This window comes from Sporosarcina sp. FSL W7-1349, assembly GCF_038003045.1.
Classification (GTDB): domain Bacteria; phylum Bacillota; class Bacilli; order Bacillales_A; family Planococcaceae; genus Sporosarcina.
The window spans coordinates 328,156-349,986 of record NZ_JBBOOK010000003.1; the positions used below are offsets into that span (position 1 = coordinate 328,156).

The window sequence follows — 21,831 nt, forward strand, 5'->3', positions numbered from 1 at the left end:
GTTGTTCAGGAACTTTCCTTGCTGAAGAACGTAAACGTAGTAGTAGCAAAATCGGAGGGATTCAGATGGATAATGGAAGTTATGTCGTCGGATGGGGGACGTTGGCGCTCATCAATGCGGGAATTGCCCAAGGGAAAAACCGAAGTGGATTGAACTGGTTTCTCCTATCTTTATTTCTTGGTCCAATCGCGACGTTTTTCCTTGTTCTTGCGGAGAAGCGATGAAAATACGTATGATAGAGTGTGAAGATCAATTGGACGTATGAGGAGGAAATGAATTGACGAATGCCGTGAAAATCATGTATCAGGACGATGCGACCATACAGAAAAATGAGACAGTCAAGCGGTTTGTATCCAATCAGCCCGGCGATCATTGCTCTGTGTTCTTCGAGGATGTTCATTATGTAGTTATAAAGAAGATAGCCGATCCGTCTTTGGAGAAAATCCGCAACTTGGCAGGGAATATCTCCAGGAATGTAAGTGCTTCAAAGGTGAATGTCGCGAAACTGAAGGAAGAATCCCTGACTGTTTTGTTCCCGTCTAGTGAAAAGGGGGACTTGCTCACGGCCTTTGTGGAAGGTTGGGAATTGGGGGCCTATCAATTCACCCGTTACCAATCGGATACCACCCCGTTCCAGACGGAATTGGAATTATCCGGCGAAGGGGTAGAACCCTTCGTTGCAGCGGGAAAAAACCGAGCCGAAGCGGTCACTTTTTCCCGTGATTTGATGAATGAAGTACCAAATGTCCTGAATCCCGAGACATTTCCTGAAGTACTGAAGCTCCACTTTAAAGGCACGGACGTGGAAGTGGATGTATGGGATGAAGGGAGGATCCGCCAAGCGGAAATGAACGGCGTTCTGACCGTCTGCCGAGGAAGCAAGTATCAACCGCGGTTTGTCGAACTCATCTATCAAGGGGATGCTTCCAAGCCTCTCGTGGCACTGGTCGGAAAAGGGGTTACATTTGATACGGGCGGCATCAGCTTGAAGAGCGGGAAGGATATTAGCGATATGCGGATGGATATGGGAGGAGCCGCTGCAGTCGCGGGGGCAATGTCCTTGCTAGCCAAATCGAAGGCGGAAGTGAACGTCGTCGCCCTCATCCCGATAGTGGAAAATATGCCGGATAGCCAATCCGTCTTGCCGGGCGAAGTGATTCATTATAAGAATGGATTGACTGTCCAAGTCGGTAATACGGATGCGGAAGGCCGGCTCATCTTGGCGGATGGGTTGATCCGAGCAGGCGAACGCCAAGCGGAGTATATCGTCGACATTGCCACGTTGACAGGAGCCATCGTCAATGCGCTTGGCACGGAAATCGGCGGTGTCTTTGGGGATGAGGAGCTATCCGCGACAATGAAACGGATCGGGGAACGCAACGGTGATTTCATTTGGCCGATGCCGTTGATCGAATCATATGATCAGTCGCTGTCGAGCGATTACGCGGACATGAACAATATCAGTTCCATGAGTGAAGCGGGCGCAATCACCGCCGCCCTCTTCCTGCGGCGTTTCGTGCCGGACGGGGCCAAATGGCTGCATGTCGATATGGCGGGCGTCATGGACAAATCAAAAGCTTCCGGCTATTATACGAAATCGGCGACGGGTTACGGCGCAAGGCTGTTAGCGGATTATACGGTAGAATTGAGCAACTGAAGAAAGGGCATTCCATCGATAGATGGGGTGCTCTTTTAAATTTGGGGAAATACGGTGGTTTATTCCATAAAACTTTAGGGTTTTTCCTTATAGTGGGTTAATCGTCAACTTGCGATAATGTAAGCATCAGCAAGAAACGGATGAGAGAAGAAAGTAACTGAGGAGGGGTTGGATTTGACGGATAGTCAGCGTGTACGGGCTTGGCGGGATCAAGCGACCATCATCCGGCATATTTCTTCCGGTATGCCGCTGCATGAAATATTGGATGTCATGATGACCAGTTTGGAGCGTTCTTGTGAACCGCGTGAAATGAGCGGGTCCATCCTTTTGTATGATCCAGAGCGGAAGTCGCTGAATCGGCTGGTCGCCTCTTCCTTGCCTAAGCTTTATTTGGACAGTCTTCAAACGATCAAAGTGGAGTCGGAGGGACAGCTTTTACATCCTTCTTTTTTAGGCCCGGCTCAAAATGGAGAAGTAGATAGTGTATCTCCCGCTTGGGTAGTATTGCACAAGGAGGCGGGCAAGCTTGGATTTCAGTCGAGTTGGTTGTTGCCGATTGTTTCCACGCAGCGTCGGTTACTCGGCGTCTTTGTCCTTCATTTCCGGGACGTCCTTGGTTCGGACGAAACGTTGTTGGATTTGATCGACGTCTATAATAATTTGGCCGTCATTGCAATTGAAAATGCGCAATGCTGCCGGAATTGGCAAATCGAGCAAATGCTTCCTCATATGGAACGTTCGGCTGATGCAATCGGACATCAAACGGATCTTGAAATTTTATCCCAACTGCATGACGCATTGGAGAAGGAGCAGTTTGAGGTATATTATCAACCTTATTTCGGCTTGGGAAATGGAGGGCGCGGGATGGAGGCGCTCATCCGTTGGAACCATCCGGAAGCTGGCATGTTGCCGCCGGCCGCTTTTCTCGGTGTAGCGGAAGAGTCGGGGTTGATCTTGGAAATGGAGATTTGGGTGTTGCGGCGAGCGTTGCGGGATGCGCTGCAGTTGCAAAAGAAGGGACTCGACGATTTGCTTCTATCCGTCAATATCTCTGCACAGCAACTTGATAGTCCATACTTTCCGAGACTGTTGGCAGATCTTTTGCAAGAAGTTTCCTTCCAGCCGGAACAGTTGACGTTGGAAGTGACGGAGCGGTTCTTGATCAAGAAAAGTACCATCCAAGCGATTGAACGGATCAAACGGCTTGGCGTGCGCATTTCCATTGATGATTTCGGGACTGCCTATTCTTCCTTGCAATATTTGAAGGATTTGCCAATCAATGAATTGAAGATCGACCGAAGCTTCATCTCCGATATGGAAACAGATAGCACCAAACAAAAAATTGTGGAAATGATCATTATGCTTGGGCACCAATTGGATTTGACTGTCGTGGCCGAAGGGGTCGAAACAGAGAAACAGCTCCAGTTATTGGCGGATCTAAAATGCGACAAGGTGCAGGGATTCCTATACAGCAAACCGATTCCGCTGCCGATGTTTGAAAAGCTGTATGTCCCGGTACATAGCACAGCCCATGGTATTTGACAGATTTATTCATCACGGAGGATTGAAAAATGAAATTCAGAGTACAGTCAGTCCGGACAAAGATGATTGCGCTGACAGCAATCTTAGTCATACTGCCGAGTTTATTCATTGGTTTCTATTCGTACTTCAAAGCAAGTGACTCGCTGGACGACTTAGGGCGGAATGAAATAAAAGATAAAGTGGAAATTGCGGTATCGACGTTGGCCTTGCTCCAACAGCAAGTCGATAAAGGGTTCATCACGGAAGAAGAGGCCCAGCAAATCGCCAAGACCGAATTGATTGGGCCGTTGACTGGGGAAGGAAAGCGGAACATCACCTCCGATTATCATTTCGGAGAAGAAGGGTATTTGACCGTCATTAACCATGAAGGGTTGGCACTCGGTCATCCAATGATTGAAGGGGACAATGTGCTCGGCTTGGAGGACCAGAATGGCGTCCGCTATATACAAAAATTTATCGAACAAGCGGATGCAGGCGGGGGATTTACGGAATACATCCATGACGGCGTAAAGAAAATAGCGTACTCCACTACTTTTGAAGAGTGGGACTGGATATTGTCGGGAAGCGCCTCTTACAAGGACTTCAACGCATCAGCGAATCAGCTGCTCCATTCATTATTCATCACGGTCGCGTTGACGGCCGTGCTCGGGGTGGCGCTTGTTTTCATCATCGTCTCCCGGATGACGACTCCCATTATTACAGTACGTGATCATATGCTAGAGCTTGCCGAAGGGAATCTGTCTTTGGATGAACTCGAAATCAATCGGAAAGACGAGCTGGGAGATTTAGGGCGAGGTTTCAACCAAATGCTGCGCAATTTGCGAGGGATGGTGACGAATATCCAGGTGAATGCGGCCGAGGTGGCGGCGACATCGGAAGAATTGAGCGCCAGTGCGGAACAGTCGGGCAGCGCGAGTCAGGAAGTCGCCGCTTCCATCCAAGTCATTTCTGAAGAGACAGCTGAAACGTTGATAGGGGCGCGGCATTCCAAGGATACAGTCCAAACGATTAGCCACGGAATAGAAATGATTACCCGAAGCGTGGAGGACCTGTCCGAATCCGCTATCGGCACCGAGAATAACGCAAAAGAAGGCTATGACATATTGAATCAGGCGAAAGATCAAATGCTGGCGATCCAAGAATCCAGCGATGAGATGTCAAAGGTGATCATGTCGCTCGGCGGTACATCGGCGGAAATCGGCCGGATCATTTCGTTAATTGACGATGTGTCCAATCAGACGAACTTACTTGCTTTGAATGCAGCGATTGAAGCGGCAAGGGCGGGAGAACACGGAAAAGGTTTTGCAGTTGTCGCCGACGAAGTGCGCAAGCTGTCTGAGCAATCGCAATATGCGACGAATCAGGTAAGTGAGTTGGTAAATGACATCCAGCAAAAGGTGAACGAGACGATTGAAGCCGCGAAGCAAGAAGAGACGGAAATACTAGAGGGCCGGAATTTGGTCGATTCCGCAAGCCAATCGATCACTCGGATCCATGCGGATATTGAGAATGTCGCAAGTCAAATCCAAACGATCAACGCATCCATCCAAGAAATCAATGCGGGAACGGAGGAATTGGTCCATACGGTTGAACATGCGGAACAAGTTGCAATTCAAACAGCAGATAATAGTACATCGGTCGCTGCTGCAGCAGAACAGCAGAGCGCTATTGTAGAGGAGATCACATCGGCTTCCGAATCCTTGGCCAATATGGCGACCGACCTGCAAGAAATCATCGGTCAGTTTAAATTGGAAAAGTAAAATTCCTTACACACAGCAAATGACAAAATTTACCCTTTAAAAGTAAAATAATGAAAACTCATGGTATAATGTGTCTAAAAAGCTGTGTAGAGGGGGCAAGATTCATGATATCGGTCCTAGTTGCAGATGATCATGCAATCGTCCGGTCTGGAATCAAACTAATGATTGAGAGCCAGCCCGATATGAAGGTCGTTGGGGAAGCGGAAGATGGAGAAGAGGCGGTCCATAAAGCATTGGAATTAGTGCCTGATATCGTCATTATGGATTTGAAGATGCCGAAAAAGAGCGGTATGGTGGCCATCAAGCAGATTACCGAAGCAAATGATCAGATTAAAATCATCGTTTTGACGATGCACGACGATAAAGAATATATCTTCCGTACATTGCAGGCGGGGGCGACAAGTTATTTATTGAAAAGTCATCATGAAAATGACTTGATTGAAGCGATCCGAACGGTCAGCATCGGCGAGGCTTATTTATATCCGAACGCGACGAAGCTTCTTTTGGAAGATTATATTCAGAAATCGAGTTCGACCCATGATGATAATTTGATGAAACTGTCCGGACGTGAACAAGAGGTCCTGTCCTATCTCGCCAAAGGGTATACGAACCGGGAAGCCGCTGAGCAGCTGTTCGTTTCGATTAAAACCATTGAATCACATCGATCGAAAATCATGGAAAAGTTGAATTTGAAAACTCGTCCCGCTCTTGTGGAATATGCGGCGAAAAATGGGTTTCTGGATTTCTCATGAGCAGTGTCAACTTTGAAAATCCGGTCCGTTTACGAAAACACGAGCTTCGCTATTTATACATAGCAATTCTGGGCATCCTGCTCATGGGAGCCGTTCGCGCGTTTTTTAACTATGAAATGATCAGCATTCCCGGCCCTCAGTTTTTATTGATTCATACGGTGTTGGAATCATTCAGTATTTTCGTGTCGTTTTGCATATTCATTCAAGCGATGATTACTCATTCAAGGGATTCGCGAAATGTGAACCTCTTTATCGGAATGGTCTTTTTCGCGGTCGGTACATATGATTTGCTCCATACGCTATTTTACAAGGGAATGCCATTTTATGAAGATGAATTTTCGGGTAATCGGGCGACGTGGCTATGGATTTTCGCGAGGTTGTCTGAAAGTATCGGCATGGCGGTTGCCGTGATCTTGCCGTATAAAGTGATGGGATTGAAAAGATCACGGGCCCTTTCCCTATCCATTTTATGGGTCAGTTTCATCAGTGCGTCCCTATTTTTTCGGCAAGATCTGTTGCCGACCTTGCTGGATGATGAATATGGGATTACGAGCATGAAAGTGAGTTTGGAATACATTATTTGTACATTTATGCTCGTGACACTGATCGCCTTAATGGCAGAGTACAGAAAAACTCGGAAACTGCATACTCTCCAATTGGCTTTGGCGATCTTTATCATCATGACAGGTGAATTGTACTTTACCCTTTACGATAAAGTGTATGATATTGAAAATCTAATCGGTCATATTTATAAATTCGTTGGATATTTGTATTTATTCCGTGCGGTGTTTTATCCGCAAATCCAATATATTTTGACGAGCAAAGAAGAAGCAGAATCTAAATGGAGGGAGGCCGAGCATATGCTGTTTGAAGCTGAAAAGAACTTGTCGAAACTCGTTTTACAAGCACATGAGGAAGAAAGGAAACGGGTGTCGAGAGAGCTGCATGACGGAATCGGCCAATCGCTATATAGTATTTTAATGACATTGAATTTGGCGGAGAATGAAATCCCGGGAGCAGCGAAACCTCCGAGCTTGCAAAAAGCAAAAAAGATGACTGCAGATGCTATGGTAGAAGTGAAAGAGATTGCCCATTCTTTGCGGCCGAGTTCACTCGACGATCTCGGGTTTTTACCTGCATTGAAAATGTACATCGATCATTTTGAAAAAGTGCATGATATCGAAGTAAGGCTTACGACATCAGGCGATAAGCAACGGCTGGAACCTGAAATTGAAACAGCTCTCTATCGGATTTGCCAAGAGGCTTTGACGAATAGCGCCAAATATGCAAGCCCTCAAACAGTTGAAATCATCTTGGAAAACAATCCGGGAGACATCCGGCTCACGATCCAGGACGACGGCATCGGATTTTCAGTTGAGAGCTATTTGAAGGGGAATCAGCGGAAAGGAATCGGGCTGTTCAGTATGAAAGAGCGCGCCGAAACATATGGCGGCACAATAGACATACAATCCATGTTGAATGAAGGGACAACCACCATCGTCTCCATTCCGAAATAAAAAAGAACGGGTTGCCGTATGGGACGAGGCTGTGCATTGTCCCAGGGCAGCCCGTTTTTTATTGTGTAAAAGGTTTTCAATTACAAGTGATTGGCGGGTGAGTGCAAGGAATGCCGAGATGAGTGCAAGCAAACATTCGGTAGGTTATGTCAGGAAAATCGTTCAGGAACGGCGAGACTCTTGTGGGAGTAGGGTCAGCCGAAGACTCCGGAGGGCGCGAAGCGACCGAGGAGGCTGAGGCGACGCCCACGGAAAGGGAGCCTTCCTGAACGATTTTCCAGGTTTCAGGATAGCCCCCTTCAAGCCGTTCATTCACAAACGAGAATTTGTCTGGAAAAGGTCCCTTTCTTCGCGACACATCGGTCCATGATGGAAAAACCGGCCTCGTGGATCATGTGATCGATCGTATCGATAGTTACGACGACCAATTTCTTCGTGAAGCGCCGCGCCTGCTTCAAAATGTCGAGCTGGCCTTCGTCCGTAATATGGGTGAATAGGTTATACGGCATGTCGATGATGGCAACGTCATATTCGTCCGCAACCGCGGCAATCGGTCCAATGGCCACGTCGCCTTCCAGTCCGAAATGCTTGATGTTCTTCCTTGATCCCCAGACGACGAGCGGATTGATGTCTCGGCCTTTCATCTCAATGTCCATCGAGAGCGCTTCGACGAGCACGGTCCCGATGCCGCAGCACGGATCGATCGCCCGGATGCCTTCCGGGAAGGGGACTGCAATATTCACTACGGCCCGTGCCAGCCGGGTGCCGAGTGCCGTGGAATACATATGCGGCTTTTGCTGGTGCTGGTACCACACCGCTTCACTTAGCTTGTGCTCCCCGAAATACCATCGGTTGTCCTGCTGCACGATCCCATACGTTATTTGCGGTTCATTCAAATCCGGTTCGCCTGGAATCTGCAAGCCGGCATCCCGTTCGATTTTCCGCCGATCTGCGTGGCCGATCTTTTTCGTATCCCCGAGGTCGGTTGAATTCAAACAGAGCACTTTGAAAGTCCGATCACCGCAATCGACAGATTCGATTTGGCGATACAGTTCCTCCAACGTGTCAGCTTCCCATTGCACATCCAGCCGTTCCTTCATGAAAGGGCTTCGGCTCGGATCGATTTCCATAGGGCTGATCAAAATATTGGACGCCACATCTAATCCGAAAAATGCCCGCATTTCCAGCCGGCACAGATCATGCTCATCCCGATGCCGGCTATACGTATAAATAAACTGTCTGTTGTTCAATCAATTCCCATCCTTCGCCGCGTCAACTAAGTCGGCAACGAATCGGACCACCAATTGAACCGCCTGTTCCAACGTAAGAGTTTCATCAAAGCCTTCCATCCCATTCAACGTCACATTGACATCCCAAACCCCGTCATCCCCGGAGAACAGCATGCTGTATTGGATGCCGTCCCCTTGCAAATTTGCATCAAGGAATGATTTCATTGGCTCGCGTAATTTCTTTTGCAGCCCCAATCCGAACAGAGCGGTGTACGTTTGGAAGACATCATCGATTTCGAGCACTAACGCATCGATCCGAATGGCCTCAAACGCAGGTGACTCGATATATAGAAATTCTTCCGTGTTTTCTTTCAGATAAGAAACGCTTCTGCTCAGAAAGTCGCCTGTCTCTTTCTGTATGACTGCTTCCGTCTCTTTATGGCAACGCTCGATCGTTTCAATCGGAAAATGTTTCTCCATTCATTTCAGCTCCTTCATCCATAAAGTATACCGCATCTGTTGGCAGATAGGCGCATTCGGTGCAAATGAAAAACCGCAGAATGTATTGCAATATACAGTTTGGTTAATTATAATACACTATATTGTATAAAAATTCATTCTGGAAGGTTGAGATAGATATGAAGCTTTGGGGTGGACGCTTTACGAGCCGTGCGGATGAAATCATGGAACAGTTTAATACATCATTGCCAGTCGACCATCGTTTATATAAAGAAGATATCACGGGCAGTTTAGCGCATGTGACGATGCTCGTCCATTGTGAATTACTGACACAGGAAGAAGGAGAACTTCTCATCAATGGCCTGCAATCGATCCTCCAAGATATCGAATCAGGGGAATTAAAAATCGAGGGAAATTATGAAGATATCCATTCTTTCGTAGAAATGCAGTTGACGGAGCGCATCGGGGAGACGGGGAAAAAACTGCATACGGCGCGCAGCCGGAATGACCAAGTGGCCGTCGATATGCGCTTGTATGCAAAAAATACGGCGGCAGAAGTGATGGACAGCCTGCAAATGCTCATCGATTCATTGCATGAAAAAGGGGCTGCCAATAATGTCATCATGCCGGGATATACCCATTTGCAACGAGCACAAGTTGTGACGTTCGGCCACCATCTCGGCGCCTATGCCCAAATGTTTGCACGGGATAAAAAGCGGATTGCTTGCGCCATTGAAATTTTGGATGAAAATCCGCTCGGCTGCGGCGCATTGGCGGGGACGACGCATCATATCGACCGCACGGTGACGACATCGCAGCTCGGCTTTGCAAAACCGGTTGACAATTTTCTGGATGGCGTCAGCGACCGCGATTACTTGCTGGAGCTGATGTCCGATTTCTCCATCATTATGATGCACTTGAGCCGTCTGAGCGAAGAACTCATCCTCTGGAGCAGCCAGGAGTTCAAATTCATCACGATGTCCGATGCGTATTCAACGGGAAGTAGCATCATGCCGCAGAAGAAAAACCCGGATGCCGCCGAGTTGATCCGCGGAAAGACAGGGCGCGTGTACGGGTCGCTCTTTTCATTGTTGACGACGCTGAAAGGGCTGCCGTTGACGTACAATAAGGATATGCAGGAAGACAAGGAGCAGTTTTTCGATGCGCTTGATACGGTCATGGACTGCATGGAAATCATGTCAAGAATGATTGATACGCTGGAAGTGAACGCGGATCAGATGAAAGCGGCCATCAAGGCAGGCTTCCTAAACGCAACAGAAGTGGCGGATTATTTAGTAAGCAAAGGGACCGCATTCCGGGATGCGCATGAGATTGTCGGGAAGCTGATCATCTATTGCGAGGAACAGAAGAAGGCGATCGAGGATTTGACGATCGAGGAATTAGCGAAGTTCAGCGGCCAGATCACCAATGATATTTACGAATATATCGATTACGAAAACATTATCACCAAAGGGAATAAGCAATTGATGAAACAAGTGAAGAAATGAGGAAAAGGGGCTGCCTGGGAATGGACAGCCCCTTTACGATTTGGCTGATCTGCTAATACCGCATGATTTTTTCGGCAATCACTTCGGCAGCAAAGAAATATCCGTCAAGTTCACAGCTATATCATCCACTTCTGTTAAAGTATCAGTCAAATTTACAGCGTTATCCGTCCTATTCCTCGTCTTATCCGTCAAGTTCACAATTTTATTCCCAAAACAGGACTTTCGAATCGGAAAAAAGCTGTCCGAGTTTGTTTCGGACAGCTGGTGGTTCACCCTGTAATGTTTCAATAAAAGCCACGCCGTATAGACAGGACCACATCCTATTTCAATGACTTTCTCTCCTGGGTACTTTCGGCAATAGTGGAATTGGCTTGTTTGAAATTTTGATTAATCGGAGGAGAAGAGGATTTCACGGGGTCTCCATAGGCTGTATACGTATTCGGGTCCTCCTTTTTCTTGCCGGCATTGAAATTCGTGTTAATGTTTTTCGTCATTTTCGAGCCTCCCTTTTGTGTTTATTCCTTCTATAATCACCAGTAACACGGTTATTATGTTTCTCAAATAGTAAACGGGGAGGTATTAACCTCCCCACAGTCATCAGTTGATTTAACACCTGATTGCCCTAGTGTAAACATTAGTTGCGGCGGCTATACGAAGAAATATTTGGTTGGTTTAGATATGTTACCAAGAATCTTTATTATGCAAAACAGCTGCCCCGAATTCATCGGGACAGCTGTAATTAATTCAACCCATAATATGATAGCCGGCATCGACGTAGATTGTTTCGCCGGTGACGCCGCTGGACAGTTTGCTGAGCATGGCGATGGTCATTTCAGCGACTTCTTCTTGCGTGACATTGCGCTTCAATGGAGCTTTCTCCTCAATTTGAGACAGGATCGTGTTGAATGAAGGAACCCCTTTTGCGGAAAGTGTCCGGACGGCGCCAGCGGAAATCGCGTTGACACGGATATCGTCTTTCCCGAGGTCGTTGGCCAAATAGCGGACGGATGCTTCCAATGCCGCTTTCGCGACGCCCATGACATTATAGCCGTCGAGTACTCGCTCGGCTCCGAGATAACTCATCGTCACGATGGATCCGCCTTCCTTCATATATGGACGCGCTTCTTTCGCTGCAGCGATGAGGGAGTACGAACTTGTATCTTGTGCGAACGCATACCCGCTTCTCGTTGTTTCGACGAAATCATTACGGAGGTCTTCGGCATGGGCAAATGCTACGGAGTGGACAACGCCGTGAATGACGCCGACTTCCTCGCCGATTTTCGTGAATGCTTCATGCATGCTGGTATCGTCATTGACGTCGCATTGGACGACCATGCGCGCTTCATAGTTGCCTGCTTCCAATGCTTTCTCCATTTTCGCAAGCGAGCGTTCTTTCCGATACGTGAAGATGACATTCGCACCAACGGAAAACAGCGATTTCGCTACTCCCCAAGCCAGGCTCCGCTCATTCGCCACACCCATTACTACAATATTTTTTCCTTTTAAATTAAGTATATCCATCATCATAACCCCCATTTATTTTCATAGCTGCTAATAGGACCTGTTACTAAACTTAGTATAGCATACCGTCATCTTTAGCCACAAATCAATTCTAAAGATTTGATTCTCCAAGAAAACGTAGACAATGGTATGATGAATTTATAGTTAGATAATTCTTGGAAGGGAGAAGGTTGTGAATGGGAAATCGTTTTTCAGGCAAGACCGCGATTGTGACGGGTGGGAGTCAAGGCATCGGCCGGAAAATCGTGGAGGAATTCGCAACGGAAGGAGCGAACGTCGCCATTTTGGATGTCAATCAGGAGGGGCTTGAGAAGACTTTAAAAGAAATGAATGAAATGGGATTTGACATTGCGGGTATCCATGCCAGTGTGACAGATCGCAAGCAGGTTGAAGATGCGATGGAATCTGTATTCGAGAGGTTCGGTTCAATCGATATTTTGGTGAATAATGCAGGCGTCACCCGGGATAATTTACTTTTCAAAATGACGGATGACGATTGGCTTACTGTGATGGATGTTCATTTGAGAGGGGCATTTTATGCAACTCAGGCAGTTCAGCAATACATGGTGAATCAGCGATACGGGCGCATTGTGACGATTTCTTCGACTTCTGCATTAGGGAATCGGGGACAGGCAAACTATGCAACGGCTAAAGCGGGGTTGCAAGGTTTTACGAAAACTTTAGCAATCGAGTTGGGCAAATTCGGTATTACCGCCAACTCCGTCGCACCGGGGTTTATTGAAACCGAAATGACAAAATCAACTGCGGATCGTTTGGGCATTCCTTTTGAAGAACTCGTTCAGGCAAGTGTTCGCCAGATTCCTGTTGGCCGAAGCGGTCAGCCTGAAGATATTGCCAATGCTGTCGCGTTTTTCGCGGATGAACGGTCTTCCTTCGTCAATGGGCAAGTACTGTATGTTGCAGGCGGTCCGAAAAACTAGCACTCTTTCTTGAAAACGGTAACATCTCGAAAAAACAAGAAATACATAAAAATACTATTGACTTTATATTTATACATTACTATACTAATCCTAACATGTAGTTGAGGTGATTGGCATGAAGGTTGGAATTATTGGAGCTTCAGGCTACGGTGGTCTCGAATTAATTCGTTTTCTTCATAACCATCCTGAAGTCGAACAAATAACTTTATTCACATCGTCTGAAGAAGGAACAATTTTTTCACAGAAATACTCACATCTTATGAATATATTTGATCAGCCGCTACAGCGGATTGAGAATGATAGATTGGCACAATTTGATGTTGTATTCTCGAGTGCACCCGCAGGCGTCGCAAGCCAGTTGTTGCCGCCTCTAGTTGGAAAAGGTCCGAAGCTAATTGATTTGTCCGGGGATTTCCGTTTGAAGGATTTGGCGCTCTATGAGGAATGGTATAAAAAAGAGCCGGCTCCGGCAGCCGCAGTGGCGGAAAGTGTATATGGCCTGACCGAGTGGAATAAAGAAGCGATTGCCGATGCGCAGCTGATTGCGAATCCAGGTTGCTATCCGACAGCGGTCCTTCTCTCGCTTTTGCCTTTATTGAAAGAGCAGCTGATCGATCCGTCCCAGCTCATCATCGATGCGAAAAGCGGTGTTTCCGGTGCGGGCAACCAACCGAATCAGATGACTCATTTCAGTGAGACGAATGAAAATACAGCTATTTATAAATTAAATCAGCACCAGCATATTCCGGAAATCGAGCAGGCATTTTCACTATTTGCTCACGAAGCACCGCCGATTACGTTCAGCACTCATCTTGTGCCGATGACACGGGGAATTCTCTCGACGAGCTACGCGGCGGTCGCGGACGGAGTGACGGAACAGGATCTCGTCAACTGTCTGGAAGAAGCGTACAAGGGCAAACCGTTCGTCCGGATTATCCGGGAAGCCAATAAATTCGGTACGAATCAAGTGTACGGTTCGAACTACTGCGATATCCATGTGAAAGTCGATCCACGAACCAATCGTGCTACCATCGTGTCTGTTATAGACAACTTGGTAAAAGGGGCGGCAGGGCAAGCGATCCAGAACATGAACGTCCAGTTCGGACTGGACGAAGCAGCGGGCCTCGAACTTGTCCCGGCATTCATCTAATTTGAATCAACAAAGGGTTAGGTAAAGCGCAAAGCAATACTTTATAGGCACAGGGTTTTAATCCCGGCTGATTCAAATTAGAGCCTCCGGCGGATGTCACAGATTTTGAATGGACCTCACATTGAGGGTGCCTTAATATCTGCAAAAAACGCAGAAATACGGCAAATCGAACCCTTCGCTGTTCGATTCACAATTACGCCAAGGCGAAATTGATTTTTTGGGGGTAGTACGATGACAACGAAAACAGTTTCCATGAAACGAATCTCAGGCTATAACATCCTTTCGCCGAAAGGATTTAAAGCGGACGGCATCCATTGCGGTCTGAAGCATAAAAAGAATGATCTCGGGTTGCTCGTCAGTGAAGTGCCTGCCAATGTCGCAGGTGTCTTTACGACAAATGCCGTCCAGGCGGCTCCTCTTTACGTCACGAAAGAAGCAATTGCCCAGGAAGGGAAGATGCAAGCGATCATCATCAATTCCGGCAATGCCAATGCGTGCACGGGCAAACAAGGTATGGAAGATGCATATGCCATGCAGGAAATGACGGCGGAAAAGCTTGGCATTGCGACTCATCTCGTAGGGGTCGCCTCCACAGGTGTCATCGGAGAAAAGATGAACATGGTCCCGATTATCAAAGGAATTAAAAAAATCGAGCCGAGCTATGGTCTGGAAGGTTCGATCCAGTTTTCCCAAGCGTTGTTGACGACAGATACGGTGACGAAAAACACTGCGTACATCACGGTCATCGATGGCAAGGAAATCACCATTGCCGGTACGGCGAAAGGCTCCGGGATGATCGAACCGAATATGGCGACGATGCTCGGGTTCATTACAACGGATGCGAATGTGGAGACGCCTCATTTGCAGACGGCGCTTAAAACGGTGACGGATTTGACATTCAACGCCATCACGGTTGATGGTGACACTTCGACGAATGACACGGTCCTCTTGTTGGCAAACGGCTTGGCGGAAAATGAATCCCTGACGCCGGACCACCCGGAGTGGGATAAATTCATTCAAACCTTACATGCCGTGGCACAAGACTTGGCGAAGATGATCGCAAAAGACGGTGAAGGGGCGACGAAACTGATCGAAACCGAAGTTGTCGGAGCCATCTCTGATGAAGAAGCACGGAAAATCGCCAAAACGGTCGTCGGTTCCCCATTAGTCAAAACTGCGGTCTTCGGTTGCGATGCGAACTGGGGACGAATTATCGCAGCGGTCGGCTATAGTGGCGCAACTGTCGATCCAAACGCGATCAGCATCCAGATCGGCGATACAACGGTCGTCGAAAGCGGAGAGCCGGTCAGCTTCTCGGAAGAGCATTTGCGTGAATACTTGAAACAGCCTGAAGTGAAAATTGTCGTCCAGCTTCATCAGGGAGAAGGGCAAGGATTGGCATGGGGGTGCGACTTGACATATGACTATGTCCAAATCAACGCCACTTACAGAACGTAAGCGGATTGTCATTAAATTAGGCGGCAGCATGCTGGAAGGATTGAGCGAACAGTTCTTCATTCAGCTGAAACAATTGATGGCGGATGGAGTGGCTCCGATCATCGTCCATGGCGGCGGTCCGGCTATCAATCAAGAGCTTGCGAGAAGCGGTGTCACATCGACAGCGGTGAACGGTATCCGTGTTACGTCTGACGAGGCAATCGGCATCGTCCAATCAACATTGATCGGCAAAGTGAATCCGGCTTTGGTTCATCAGCTAAATAGCGAGGGCATTGCAGCGATCGGCTTGAGCGGATTCGATGGGCAACTGATTACATGCAGCTTCTTAGATGAAAAGGTATATGGCAATGTCGGGGAAATCCAGAACATCCGGACGGAAGTGTTGGAGAAGGTGACGGATGCCGGCTTCATGCCGGTACTATCCTGCATTGGCGTTTCTGAAGATGGCAAGCCTCTTAATATTAACGGGGATACCGTTGCAAGCCGGATTGCGCTTGCAGTGGAAGCGGATAGTCTGCTGCTCGTGACGGATACACCCGGCATCCGGATCCATGATGAAGTGCAACAAACCGTTTCGCCATCTTCCATTACAAAATGGATCGAGACTGGCGACATTTATGGCGGTATGGTGCCGAAAGTGGAAGCGGCTCTTGCTTGCTTGTCGGCGGGCATTCCGTCCGTCAAGATTGTTGATCAGCATTTAAGCGGGACGGATATACGCAGTGAGGGGGTTACGGCTTGAGTGCTTTATTCAACAACTATGCACGGCGACCGGTCCATCTTGTAGAGGGGCAAGGGACCCGCGTCATGGATGACCAAGGAAAAGAATATTTGGACTTCACGAGTGGGATTGCAGTTGTCAGTCTCGGGCATGCGCATCCGGCCATTGTGGAAGCCGTGCAAAAGCAAAGTGAAAAACTATGGCATACATCGAATATATTTGCTAGCCCGGAACAGGAAAAACTGGCTGCATCGCTTGTGAACGATACGCATTTCGGCCATGTCTTCTTCTGCAACAGTGGAGCGGAGGCGAACGAGGCGGCTATCAAATTGGCCCGCAAACATACGCAGAAGCATACGATCATCACATTTGAACAGTCTTTCCATGGCCGTACAATCGCGACCATGTCGGCAACCGGACAGAAAAAGGTCCAAGAAGGGTTCGGTCCATTGCTCGAGAAATTCAAGACGATCCCTTACAATGACATCGATACGCTGAAAGCCGCTGTTGATGATGAGGTGGCGGCGATCATGCTTGAGGTCATCCAAGGAGAAGGCGGCGTCAACCCGGTCAGTCCTGAGTTTGCGCAAGCCATTTCGGATATTTGCCAAGAGAAAGGCATTCTCCTCATTGTGGATGAAGTGCAGACTGGAATCGGGCGGACTGGTACACGCTATGCGTATGAGCAGACTGTTTTGAAACCGGATATCATGTCACTTGCAAAAGGATTGGGCGGAGGATTCCCAATCGGGGCGATGCTCGGAACCCCGGCTTTATTCGACGCGTTCGGTCCCGGCTCGCATGCGACGACGTTCGGCGGCAATCCACTTGGCGTGGCGGTGGCTCAGACGGTGATCGACCATGTATTCCAAGACGATTTCTTGAAGCAGGTAAATGAACTCTCTTCGTATTTGGTCGAGCAATTGAAGTCCGTTCTGCCGGAAGATCGCTTTACGGTCAGAGGCTCCGGTCTTCTTGTCGGTGTCGCTTGTCAAGAAGAAGTCGCATCGTATATTTCAAAAGCGGAAGAAGCCGGCCTGTTAGTCGTGCAGGCAGGGCCGCATGTCATTCGTCTCCTGCCGCCGCTCACCGTGACGAAAGAGGAGATCGACAAAGCTGTGGAACTGTTGGCATCTGTCCTCGGTATCCCGGTATCTTAAAAAAAGGAAAGGTTTGAATTAAGGCGTTCAGTGAAGCGCTATTCAAAATTGACCTACATCTGATTAGTAAAAGGCTCGCTTTCCTCAGCGGGCCTTTTAAGTATTTCGTTTTTGGCAACGAAATTAATTCAACTTTGGTAAGATTATCCGTAACTTTTATCGACCTACCCCGTCAAATGGGGTGACAATGTATGCAAAGGAGAGGACAACATGAAGAAAATGGGTACGATTGCGATGGCGGCCTTATTGACAGGTAGCTTGATGGGAGGGTACTCTGCCATGGCGCAAGATGTAACGTTGCAAGCTGTTGAAGAACAGCAGGAGGATGCGACAAATTATATCCAGTATGCAGGAGTCATTACGGATATTGAAAAAGGGAAAAGTGAAATTCGGGCGACAGTGGAAAATGAAGAGGGAATGATCATGATTTTCCGGGTCAATGACAATTCTTTAGTGTTCAACAGCGGAACGACGAAGCCGCTGACCAAAGCGGAATTGGCGGTAGGGGATGCTGTGGAAGGGTATTACGACAAGAATAAACCGATGATCCTGATCTACCCGGCGACTGTGACACCTGAAATCCTGATTGTAAAAGATGAGGAAGTTTTTGGCGAAGTGAAGATCGGCAAGTTTGACAAGGAATTCCTCAGCCTAGATGGAGAATTGAAATTGAATATCGGCGAGAAGACGGAATTGGTCAATCAAAAAGGGGAACCCATCGAGAAAAAGGATCTGCACGGCAAAAACTTGGAACTGGTCGTCTTTTATGACGCCACCACCCGGAGCATCCCACCTCAAACTACACCGAAAAAAATCATGACGTTGAACTATGTCACAGAAGAGCTGGCAAAAGTTGAGCAACTGATTGCAGAGGATCACTACATGAAAGACGGGGTCAAAATGATACCGTTGCGGAAAATCGCCGAACAGCTCGGCTACCATGTCCAATCCCTTCCGCAAGAGAATGGGGCATTGGTGACGAAACAGAATCTTTCCTTCAAAATCATCCGGGGCGAAGAATCCTACGGCCTGAACAAAAGCATTGTGAAATTCCAGCAGGCCCCTGAACTAAAAGGTATGAAAACATTCGTATCCGAAGACTTTTTGGAACAATTGCTGCAAAACTGACGTGGTTGAAGAAAGAGCGTGAAACAATGGGAACGCCTCGGCACGGGGCGGATGTTTCATGCTCTTTTTGTTTTGGAGTAACGTCTAACAGCCCCTTTGGATTGACGGTGGTTGCACATCGAGAGCGAATGGTGGCTAGTTTCGTCGTTTCATTGGAAATGACTGGTGGTTCCCTAACTCCCTGAAGTTGGTTGGACAACATGGAGTAGTTCGCTTACATAAATAGTTTTCAATGGATTAAAAGTTATATACAATCAATAAATTTTTATACAAGAATTTCTTTCAAAGAAAAAGGTATTGATGGTAATATGGAAATAATTGATATTCAACAAACGGGTTATCTTGTTTTAGGAATTATAATAAACTCAACTAAAGATAGAGGGTAGAAAAATGGATAATGAAACAGCCAAAAATATTAGAGAAAGTTTAACGGCTGATTGTACGAAGTGCTTTGGACTTTGCTGCACAGCGCTTACTATTATAGCGTCGAGTGACTTTCCAATTAACAAGCCAGCAGGTACACCTTGTATTCATTTACAATCCGATTATGGTTGTCAGATTCACGGTAACTTGCGGGAGAAAGGTTTTAAGGGCTGTACAGTGTTTGACTGTTTAGGTGCTGGACAAGTCGTTTCTCAAGTTACTTTTAAAGGTCAAAATTGGCGAGACATTCCTGAAATCGGAGATAAAATGTTCCAAGTGTTTCCAATCATGGAGCAAATACATGAAATGATCGCATACACGTCAGAAGCCTTGTCGTATGATATTCCCCATGTTTTGTTCAATAAATTGAGTTTGCAGTTAAAAGAATTGCAGAACTTAACCAAACTCGATGCCGAACAATTATTATCTCTTGATCTAGTAATCTACAGATTTCCATTAAATGAATTGCTTTCGGAAACCAGTAAGTATATCCGAGAAAGCTTAATTGCAAAGTTACCTGGCACTAAAAATGCCAAGAATTATAATCATGAAAGAGCGGATTGGATTGGAAAAAAATTAAAAGGTAAAGATTTAAGGGCAATAGATTTAAGAGGAGCCTATTTGATTGCTACAGATATGAGGAATGCGGATTTGAGAGGTGTTGATTTTATTGGTGCAGATTTGCGTGATGTCGATTTAAGGGGAGCGAACTTATCTACGGGCATGTTTTTAACTCAAATGCAAATCAATTCGGCTAAAGGTGATGCAAAGACAACATTACCCTCTCATATACAGCGCCCCTCTCATTGGATTAACTGATTTTGTTCATGGCTGTATATTGAAAGAGTTTTTGAAGATTATTTCCATCCGATTCAATTATCTGAAATTTTTGAAATAAAGAAAACTACTTATAACATTAAAAGCACAGATTTAATATGTGCCTTTTTTCTTAATGTTTATATTGCCTATGTCTCAAAACGATTAGGATATATAAAATGAACTTAAGAAACGTGCACAACCAAACCGTTGCTTTCCGTACCAAATTTCGTTTGCGACTTATTATTAATTTGAACCAACTTAACTTAAAAATCCTTGGTATATCAACAAACATATTGACGTTTAGAGAATTATTATGACAGTTTCTCACGGCCAGGTCTCCGCTCCCGACTGTCTAACCAATTCCCCCATCTTTTCCGTTCCACCTCACTTGCTTCCACCCTTTTAATCTACCAAAATTTTTAGTAGAAAGTACTATACATCTCCCATTCTATCCTGTACGTTATAGAAAGATCATCATAGAACAAAACAATGAGGGAGATATTGCAATGAAAAAACTGTTGTTGCCGCTTTTGGCGATATTCTTCACGTTTGCTAGCTTCGTTCCCGTGTCGGCAGCTCCGCTCTTCCAGGACGTCCCTGACCATTATGCTTCAAAAGCAGAGCTTGAATTTCTTGCCGGACTTGGAATCATCGAGTTAAATCCATCGAAAGCTTTCGGAGTCAATCAAGCAATTACCCGATTAGAAGCTTCAGAAATGTTAGTGCGCGCCTTACAGTTGGACACAGCTGATCGGCCTGATCCGAGTATGAAAGATGTCCAATCGGGAGATCGAGGATATGCTGTTATCGCAACTGTCGTCGATGAACGGATCATGGCGGGGAATATGGAAGGCGAATTCCGCCCGAATGATAAGTTGACTCGCGCTCAAATGGCGGCTATTCTCGTCAAAGCATTCGACTTGAAAGGGACGACTGCCTATACGTTCCGTGACGTAGATCCGACCCATTGGGCTGCCGATTCTATCAAGACGCTGTTTGTCAATCAAGTGACAACGGGTTATCCGGATAATACGTATAAACCGGGCGCTTCCATTACGCGCGGCCATTTTGCGACGTTCCTGGCGCGAATTCTGAATCCGGCATTCAAGCAGACAATCTCCTGCTATAAACCGGATAATACGAAAACGTATACAGTGAATGTCGCCGTTACAACGCTTTGGAAAGAGCCGAACAAAACCCGTGCAGTGGACAAGTCATCCATCGCCGCGCCCGTCGATGTGACCAAGTGGACAAAAACAATGTCTATTCCTCAAAAACAGTGGCTCGTCGGTAAAATTGAGACGCAAGCTCTTTATGGACAAGAAGTCGCTATTCTCAAGAGCAGCGGTGACTGGTACCAGGTGGCCGTGAAAGACCAGTATTCACCGAAAAACAAAACGGGGTATCCAGGCTGGGTGCCGAAATCGCATATTACCGAAATGTATCCGAATTACAAAGATTGTCAAATTGCAATGGTCAGCGTCCCAAAAGCAGGGCTTTATGAAACAGCAGGCACTTCGAAAAAGTTCATGGATATCAGTTTCAACACCATTTTACCTGTATTGAAAGAGGAAGGCGCATGGCTCCAGGTGCAGACCCCGGCCAATGGTGTGAAATTTATCCGTAAGCAAGACGCGAAACTATTGAAAAACGCGACAGCCATTGCTAAACCAACCCAAAAGGACATTGTCAATACAGCGAAACTTTTCACTGGCTTGCCGTATCTATGGGCGGGGACATCCGGATTCGGCTTGGATTGCTCCGGTTTCACGTACACTGTGTATCGACAGCATGGCATCTCGATTCCACGAGATTCTTCCGTCCAAGCGACAAATGGAACTGCTGTGGCGAAGAACAAGATGCAGCCTGGTGATTTGATGTTCTTTTCGCATAATAAAGGAAAAGGCCAAGTGCACCATGTGAGCATGTACATCGGAAATGGACAAATGATCCACTCTCCTAATCCCAAAAAAAGTGTGGAAATCATTTCGATCAACACGGAGCCCTATAAGTCGGAATTTTCCGGGGCACGACGATATTTAAAATGAAAAAGAGGTCCGGACGGAAAACTGTTCGGGCCGTTTTC

The 21,831-nt window shown here is 46.9% G+C and carries 19 protein-coding genes; 15 read left to right on the forward strand and 4 right to left on the reverse strand.

The window, feature by feature from the left end; genetic code table 11:
- Positions 1-65: 65 nt before the first annotated feature.
- The 6 genes from MKY41_RS20210 (at position 66) to MKY41_RS20235 (ending at position 7,228) form a co-directional block, all read left to right on the forward strand.
- Positions 66-224 carry a hypothetical protein gene (locus MKY41_RS20210; protein ID WP_340746756.1) on the forward strand — a complete coding sequence of 53 codons (159 nt, stop codon included), beginning with the start codon at positions 66-68 and terminating at the stop codon, positions 222-224.
- Between the two features lie 53 nt (positions 225-277).
- The gene (locus tag MKY41_RS20215) at positions 278-1,657 is read left to right on the forward strand and encodes a leucyl aminopeptidase family protein (protein ID WP_340746757.1); all 1,380 of its coding nucleotides are present in this window, start codon (positions 278-280) and stop codon (positions 1,655-1,657) included.
- A 174-nt stretch (positions 1,658-1,831) separates the two neighbouring features.
- Positions 1,832-3,199, forward strand: a complete 1,368-nt coding sequence (locus tag MKY41_RS20220) for a sensor domain-containing phosphodiesterase (RefSeq protein WP_340746758.1) — start codon at positions 1,832-1,834, stop codon at positions 3,197-3,199.
- Between the two features lie 29 nt (positions 3,200-3,228).
- Positions 3,229-4,959 carry a methyl-accepting chemotaxis protein gene (locus MKY41_RS20225; protein ID WP_340746759.1) on the forward strand — a complete coding sequence of 577 codons (1,731 nt, stop codon included), beginning with the start codon at positions 3,229-3,231 and terminating at the stop codon, positions 4,957-4,959.
- Between the two features lie 104 nt (positions 4,960-5,063).
- Complete coding sequence (locus tag MKY41_RS20230; protein ID WP_340746760.1) at positions 5,064-5,711, forward strand: response regulator transcription factor; 648 nt, start codon at positions 5,064-5,066, stop codon at positions 5,709-5,711.
- Positions 5,708-7,228 (forward strand): sensor histidine kinase, encoded by a 1,521-nt coding sequence (locus MKY41_RS20235; protein WP_340746761.1) that lies wholly within the window; start codon positions 5,708-5,710, stop codon positions 7,226-7,228. The genes MKY41_RS20230 and MKY41_RS20235 overlap by 4 nt, the downstream gene beginning before the upstream one ends.
- Positions 7,229-7,536: 308 nt before the next feature.
- Here MKY41_RS20235 and MKY41_RS20240 read toward each other — a convergent pair whose 3' ends face one another.
- On the reverse strand, positions 7,537-8,478 hold the full coding sequence (locus MKY41_RS20240; RefSeq protein ID WP_340746762.1) for a TRM11 family SAM-dependent methyltransferase: 942 nt from the start codon (positions 8,476-8,478) through the stop codon (positions 7,537-7,539).
- Positions 8,479-8,937 carry a hypothetical protein gene (locus MKY41_RS20245; protein WP_340746763.1) on the reverse strand — a complete coding sequence of 153 codons (459 nt, stop codon included), beginning with the start codon at positions 8,935-8,937 and terminating at the stop codon, positions 8,479-8,481.
- Between the two features lie 158 nt (positions 8,938-9,095).
- On the opposite strand from MKY41_RS20245, the gene argH reads away from it, so the two are divergent.
- Positions 9,096-10,424, forward strand: a complete 1,329-nt coding sequence (argH, locus tag MKY41_RS20250) for an argininosuccinate lyase (RefSeq protein WP_340746764.1) — start codon at positions 9,096-9,098, stop codon at positions 10,422-10,424.
- 320 nt (positions 10,425-10,744) lie between these two features.
- Here the strand turns inward: argH and MKY41_RS20255 are convergent, their stop codons facing one another.
- Complete coding sequence (locus MKY41_RS20255) at positions 10,745-10,918, reverse strand: hypothetical protein (RefSeq protein WP_340746765.1); 174 nt, start codon at positions 10,916-10,918, stop codon at positions 10,745-10,747.
- Positions 10,919-11,168: 250 nt separating this feature from the next.
- The gene (locus MKY41_RS20260; RefSeq protein ID WP_340746766.1) at positions 11,169-11,951 is read right to left on the reverse strand and encodes an SDR family oxidoreductase; all 783 of its coding nucleotides are present in this window, start codon (positions 11,949-11,951) and stop codon (positions 11,169-11,171) included.
- A 170-nt stretch (positions 11,952-12,121) separates the two neighbouring features.
- Here MKY41_RS20260 and fabG point away from each other — a divergent pair, with 170 nt between their 5' ends.
- From fabG to MKY41_RS20300, 8 genes are all read left to right on the forward strand, one after another.
- On the forward strand, positions 12,122-12,886 hold the full coding sequence (fabG, locus tag MKY41_RS20265) for a 3-oxoacyl-ACP reductase FabG (protein WP_340746767.1): 765 nt from the start codon (positions 12,122-12,124) through the stop codon (positions 12,884-12,886).
- A gap of 115 nt (positions 12,887-13,001) precedes the next feature.
- Complete coding sequence (gene argC / locus MKY41_RS20270; protein ID WP_340746768.1) at positions 13,002-14,036, forward strand: N-acetyl-gamma-glutamyl-phosphate reductase; 1,035 nt, start codon at positions 13,002-13,004, stop codon at positions 14,034-14,036.
- Positions 14,037-14,267: 231 nt separating this feature from the next.
- Positions 14,268-15,494: a bifunctional ornithine acetyltransferase/N-acetylglutamate synthase gene (gene argJ, locus MKY41_RS20275; protein WP_340746769.1), complete on the forward strand. Its 1,227-nt coding sequence runs from the start codon at positions 14,268-14,270 to the stop codon at positions 15,492-15,494.
- Complete coding sequence (gene argB / locus MKY41_RS20280) at positions 15,457-16,236, forward strand: acetylglutamate kinase (protein WP_340746770.1); 780 nt, start codon at positions 15,457-15,459, stop codon at positions 16,234-16,236. Before argJ ends, argB begins: the two co-directional genes overlap by 38 nt.
- A complete protein-coding gene (locus MKY41_RS20285; RefSeq protein ID WP_340746771.1) occupies positions 16,233-17,375 on the forward strand; it encodes an acetylornithine transaminase in 1,143 nt (380 codons plus the stop codon). Before argB ends, MKY41_RS20285 begins: the two co-directional genes overlap by 4 nt.
- Before the next feature lie 210 nt (positions 17,376-17,585).
- Positions 17,586-18,503, forward strand: coding sequence for a stalk domain-containing protein (locus MKY41_RS20290; protein WP_340746772.1), 918 nt, complete (start codon positions 17,586-17,588; stop codon positions 18,501-18,503).
- A gap of 390 nt (positions 18,504-18,893) precedes the next feature.
- Positions 18,894-19,745 carry a pentapeptide repeat-containing protein gene (locus MKY41_RS20295; RefSeq protein ID WP_340746773.1) on the forward strand — a complete coding sequence of 284 codons (852 nt, stop codon included), beginning with the start codon at positions 18,894-18,896 and terminating at the stop codon, positions 19,743-19,745.
- A gap of 506 nt (positions 19,746-20,251) precedes the next feature.
- Positions 20,252-21,793: an S-layer homology domain-containing protein gene (locus tag MKY41_RS20300; RefSeq protein WP_340746774.1), complete on the forward strand. Its 1,542-nt coding sequence runs from the start codon at positions 20,252-20,254 to the stop codon at positions 21,791-21,793.
- Positions 21,794-21,831 lie beyond the last annotated feature (38 nt).

What these genes read in the sequence shown, in the direction of transcription:
- MKY41_RS20210 (WP_340746756.1), top strand. Translation starts at nt 66, where the DNA reads ATGGATAATGGAAGTTATGTCGTCGGATGGGGGACGTTGGCGCTCATC.
- MKY41_RS20225 (WP_340746759.1), top strand. Translation starts at nt 3,229, where the DNA reads ATGAAATTCAGAGTACAGTCAGTCCGGACAAAGATGATTGCGCTGACA.
- MKY41_RS20230 (WP_340746760.1), top strand. Translation starts at nt 5,064, where the DNA reads ATGATATCGGTCCTAGTTGCAGATGATCATGCAATCGTCCGGTCTGGA.
- MKY41_RS20235 (WP_340746761.1), top strand. Translation starts at nt 5,708, where the DNA reads ATGAGCAGTGTCAACTTTGAAAATCCGGTCCGTTTACGAAAACACGAG.
- MKY41_RS20245 (WP_340746763.1), bottom strand. Translation starts at nt 8,937, where the DNA reads ATGGAGAAACATTTTCCGATTGAAACGATCGAGCGTTGCCATAAAGAG.
- argH (WP_340746764.1), top strand. Translation starts at nt 9,096, where the DNA reads ATGAAGCTTTGGGGTGGACGCTTTACGAGCCGTGCGGATGAAATCATG.
- MKY41_RS20255 (WP_340746765.1), bottom strand. Translation starts at nt 10,918, where the DNA reads ATGACGAAAAACATTAACACGAATTTCAATGCCGGCAAGAAAAAGGAG.
- MKY41_RS20260 (WP_340746766.1), bottom strand. Translation starts at nt 11,951, where the DNA reads ATGATGATGGATATACTTAATTTAAAAGGAAAAAATATTGTAGTAATG.
- fabG (WP_340746767.1), top strand. Translation starts at nt 12,122, where the DNA reads ATGGGAAATCGTTTTTCAGGCAAGACCGCGATTGTGACGGGTGGGAGT.
- argC (WP_340746768.1), top strand. Translation starts at nt 13,002, where the DNA reads ATGAAGGTTGGAATTATTGGAGCTTCAGGCTACGGTGGTCTCGAATTA.
- argJ (WP_340746769.1), top strand. Translation starts at nt 14,268, where the DNA reads ATGACAACGAAAACAGTTTCCATGAAACGAATCTCAGGCTATAACATC.
- argB (WP_340746770.1), top strand. Translation starts at nt 15,457, where the DNA reads ATGACTATGTCCAAATCAACGCCACTTACAGAACGTAAGCGGATTGTC.
- MKY41_RS20290 (WP_340746772.1), top strand. Translation starts at nt 17,586, where the DNA reads ATGAAGAAAATGGGTACGATTGCGATGGCGGCCTTATTGACAGGTAGC.
- MKY41_RS20295 (WP_340746773.1), top strand. Translation starts at nt 18,894, where the DNA reads ATGGATAATGAAACAGCCAAAAATATTAGAGAAAGTTTAACGGCTGAT.
- MKY41_RS20300 (WP_340746774.1), top strand. Translation starts at nt 20,252, where the DNA reads ATGAAAAAACTGTTGTTGCCGCTTTTGGCGATATTCTTCACGTTTGCT.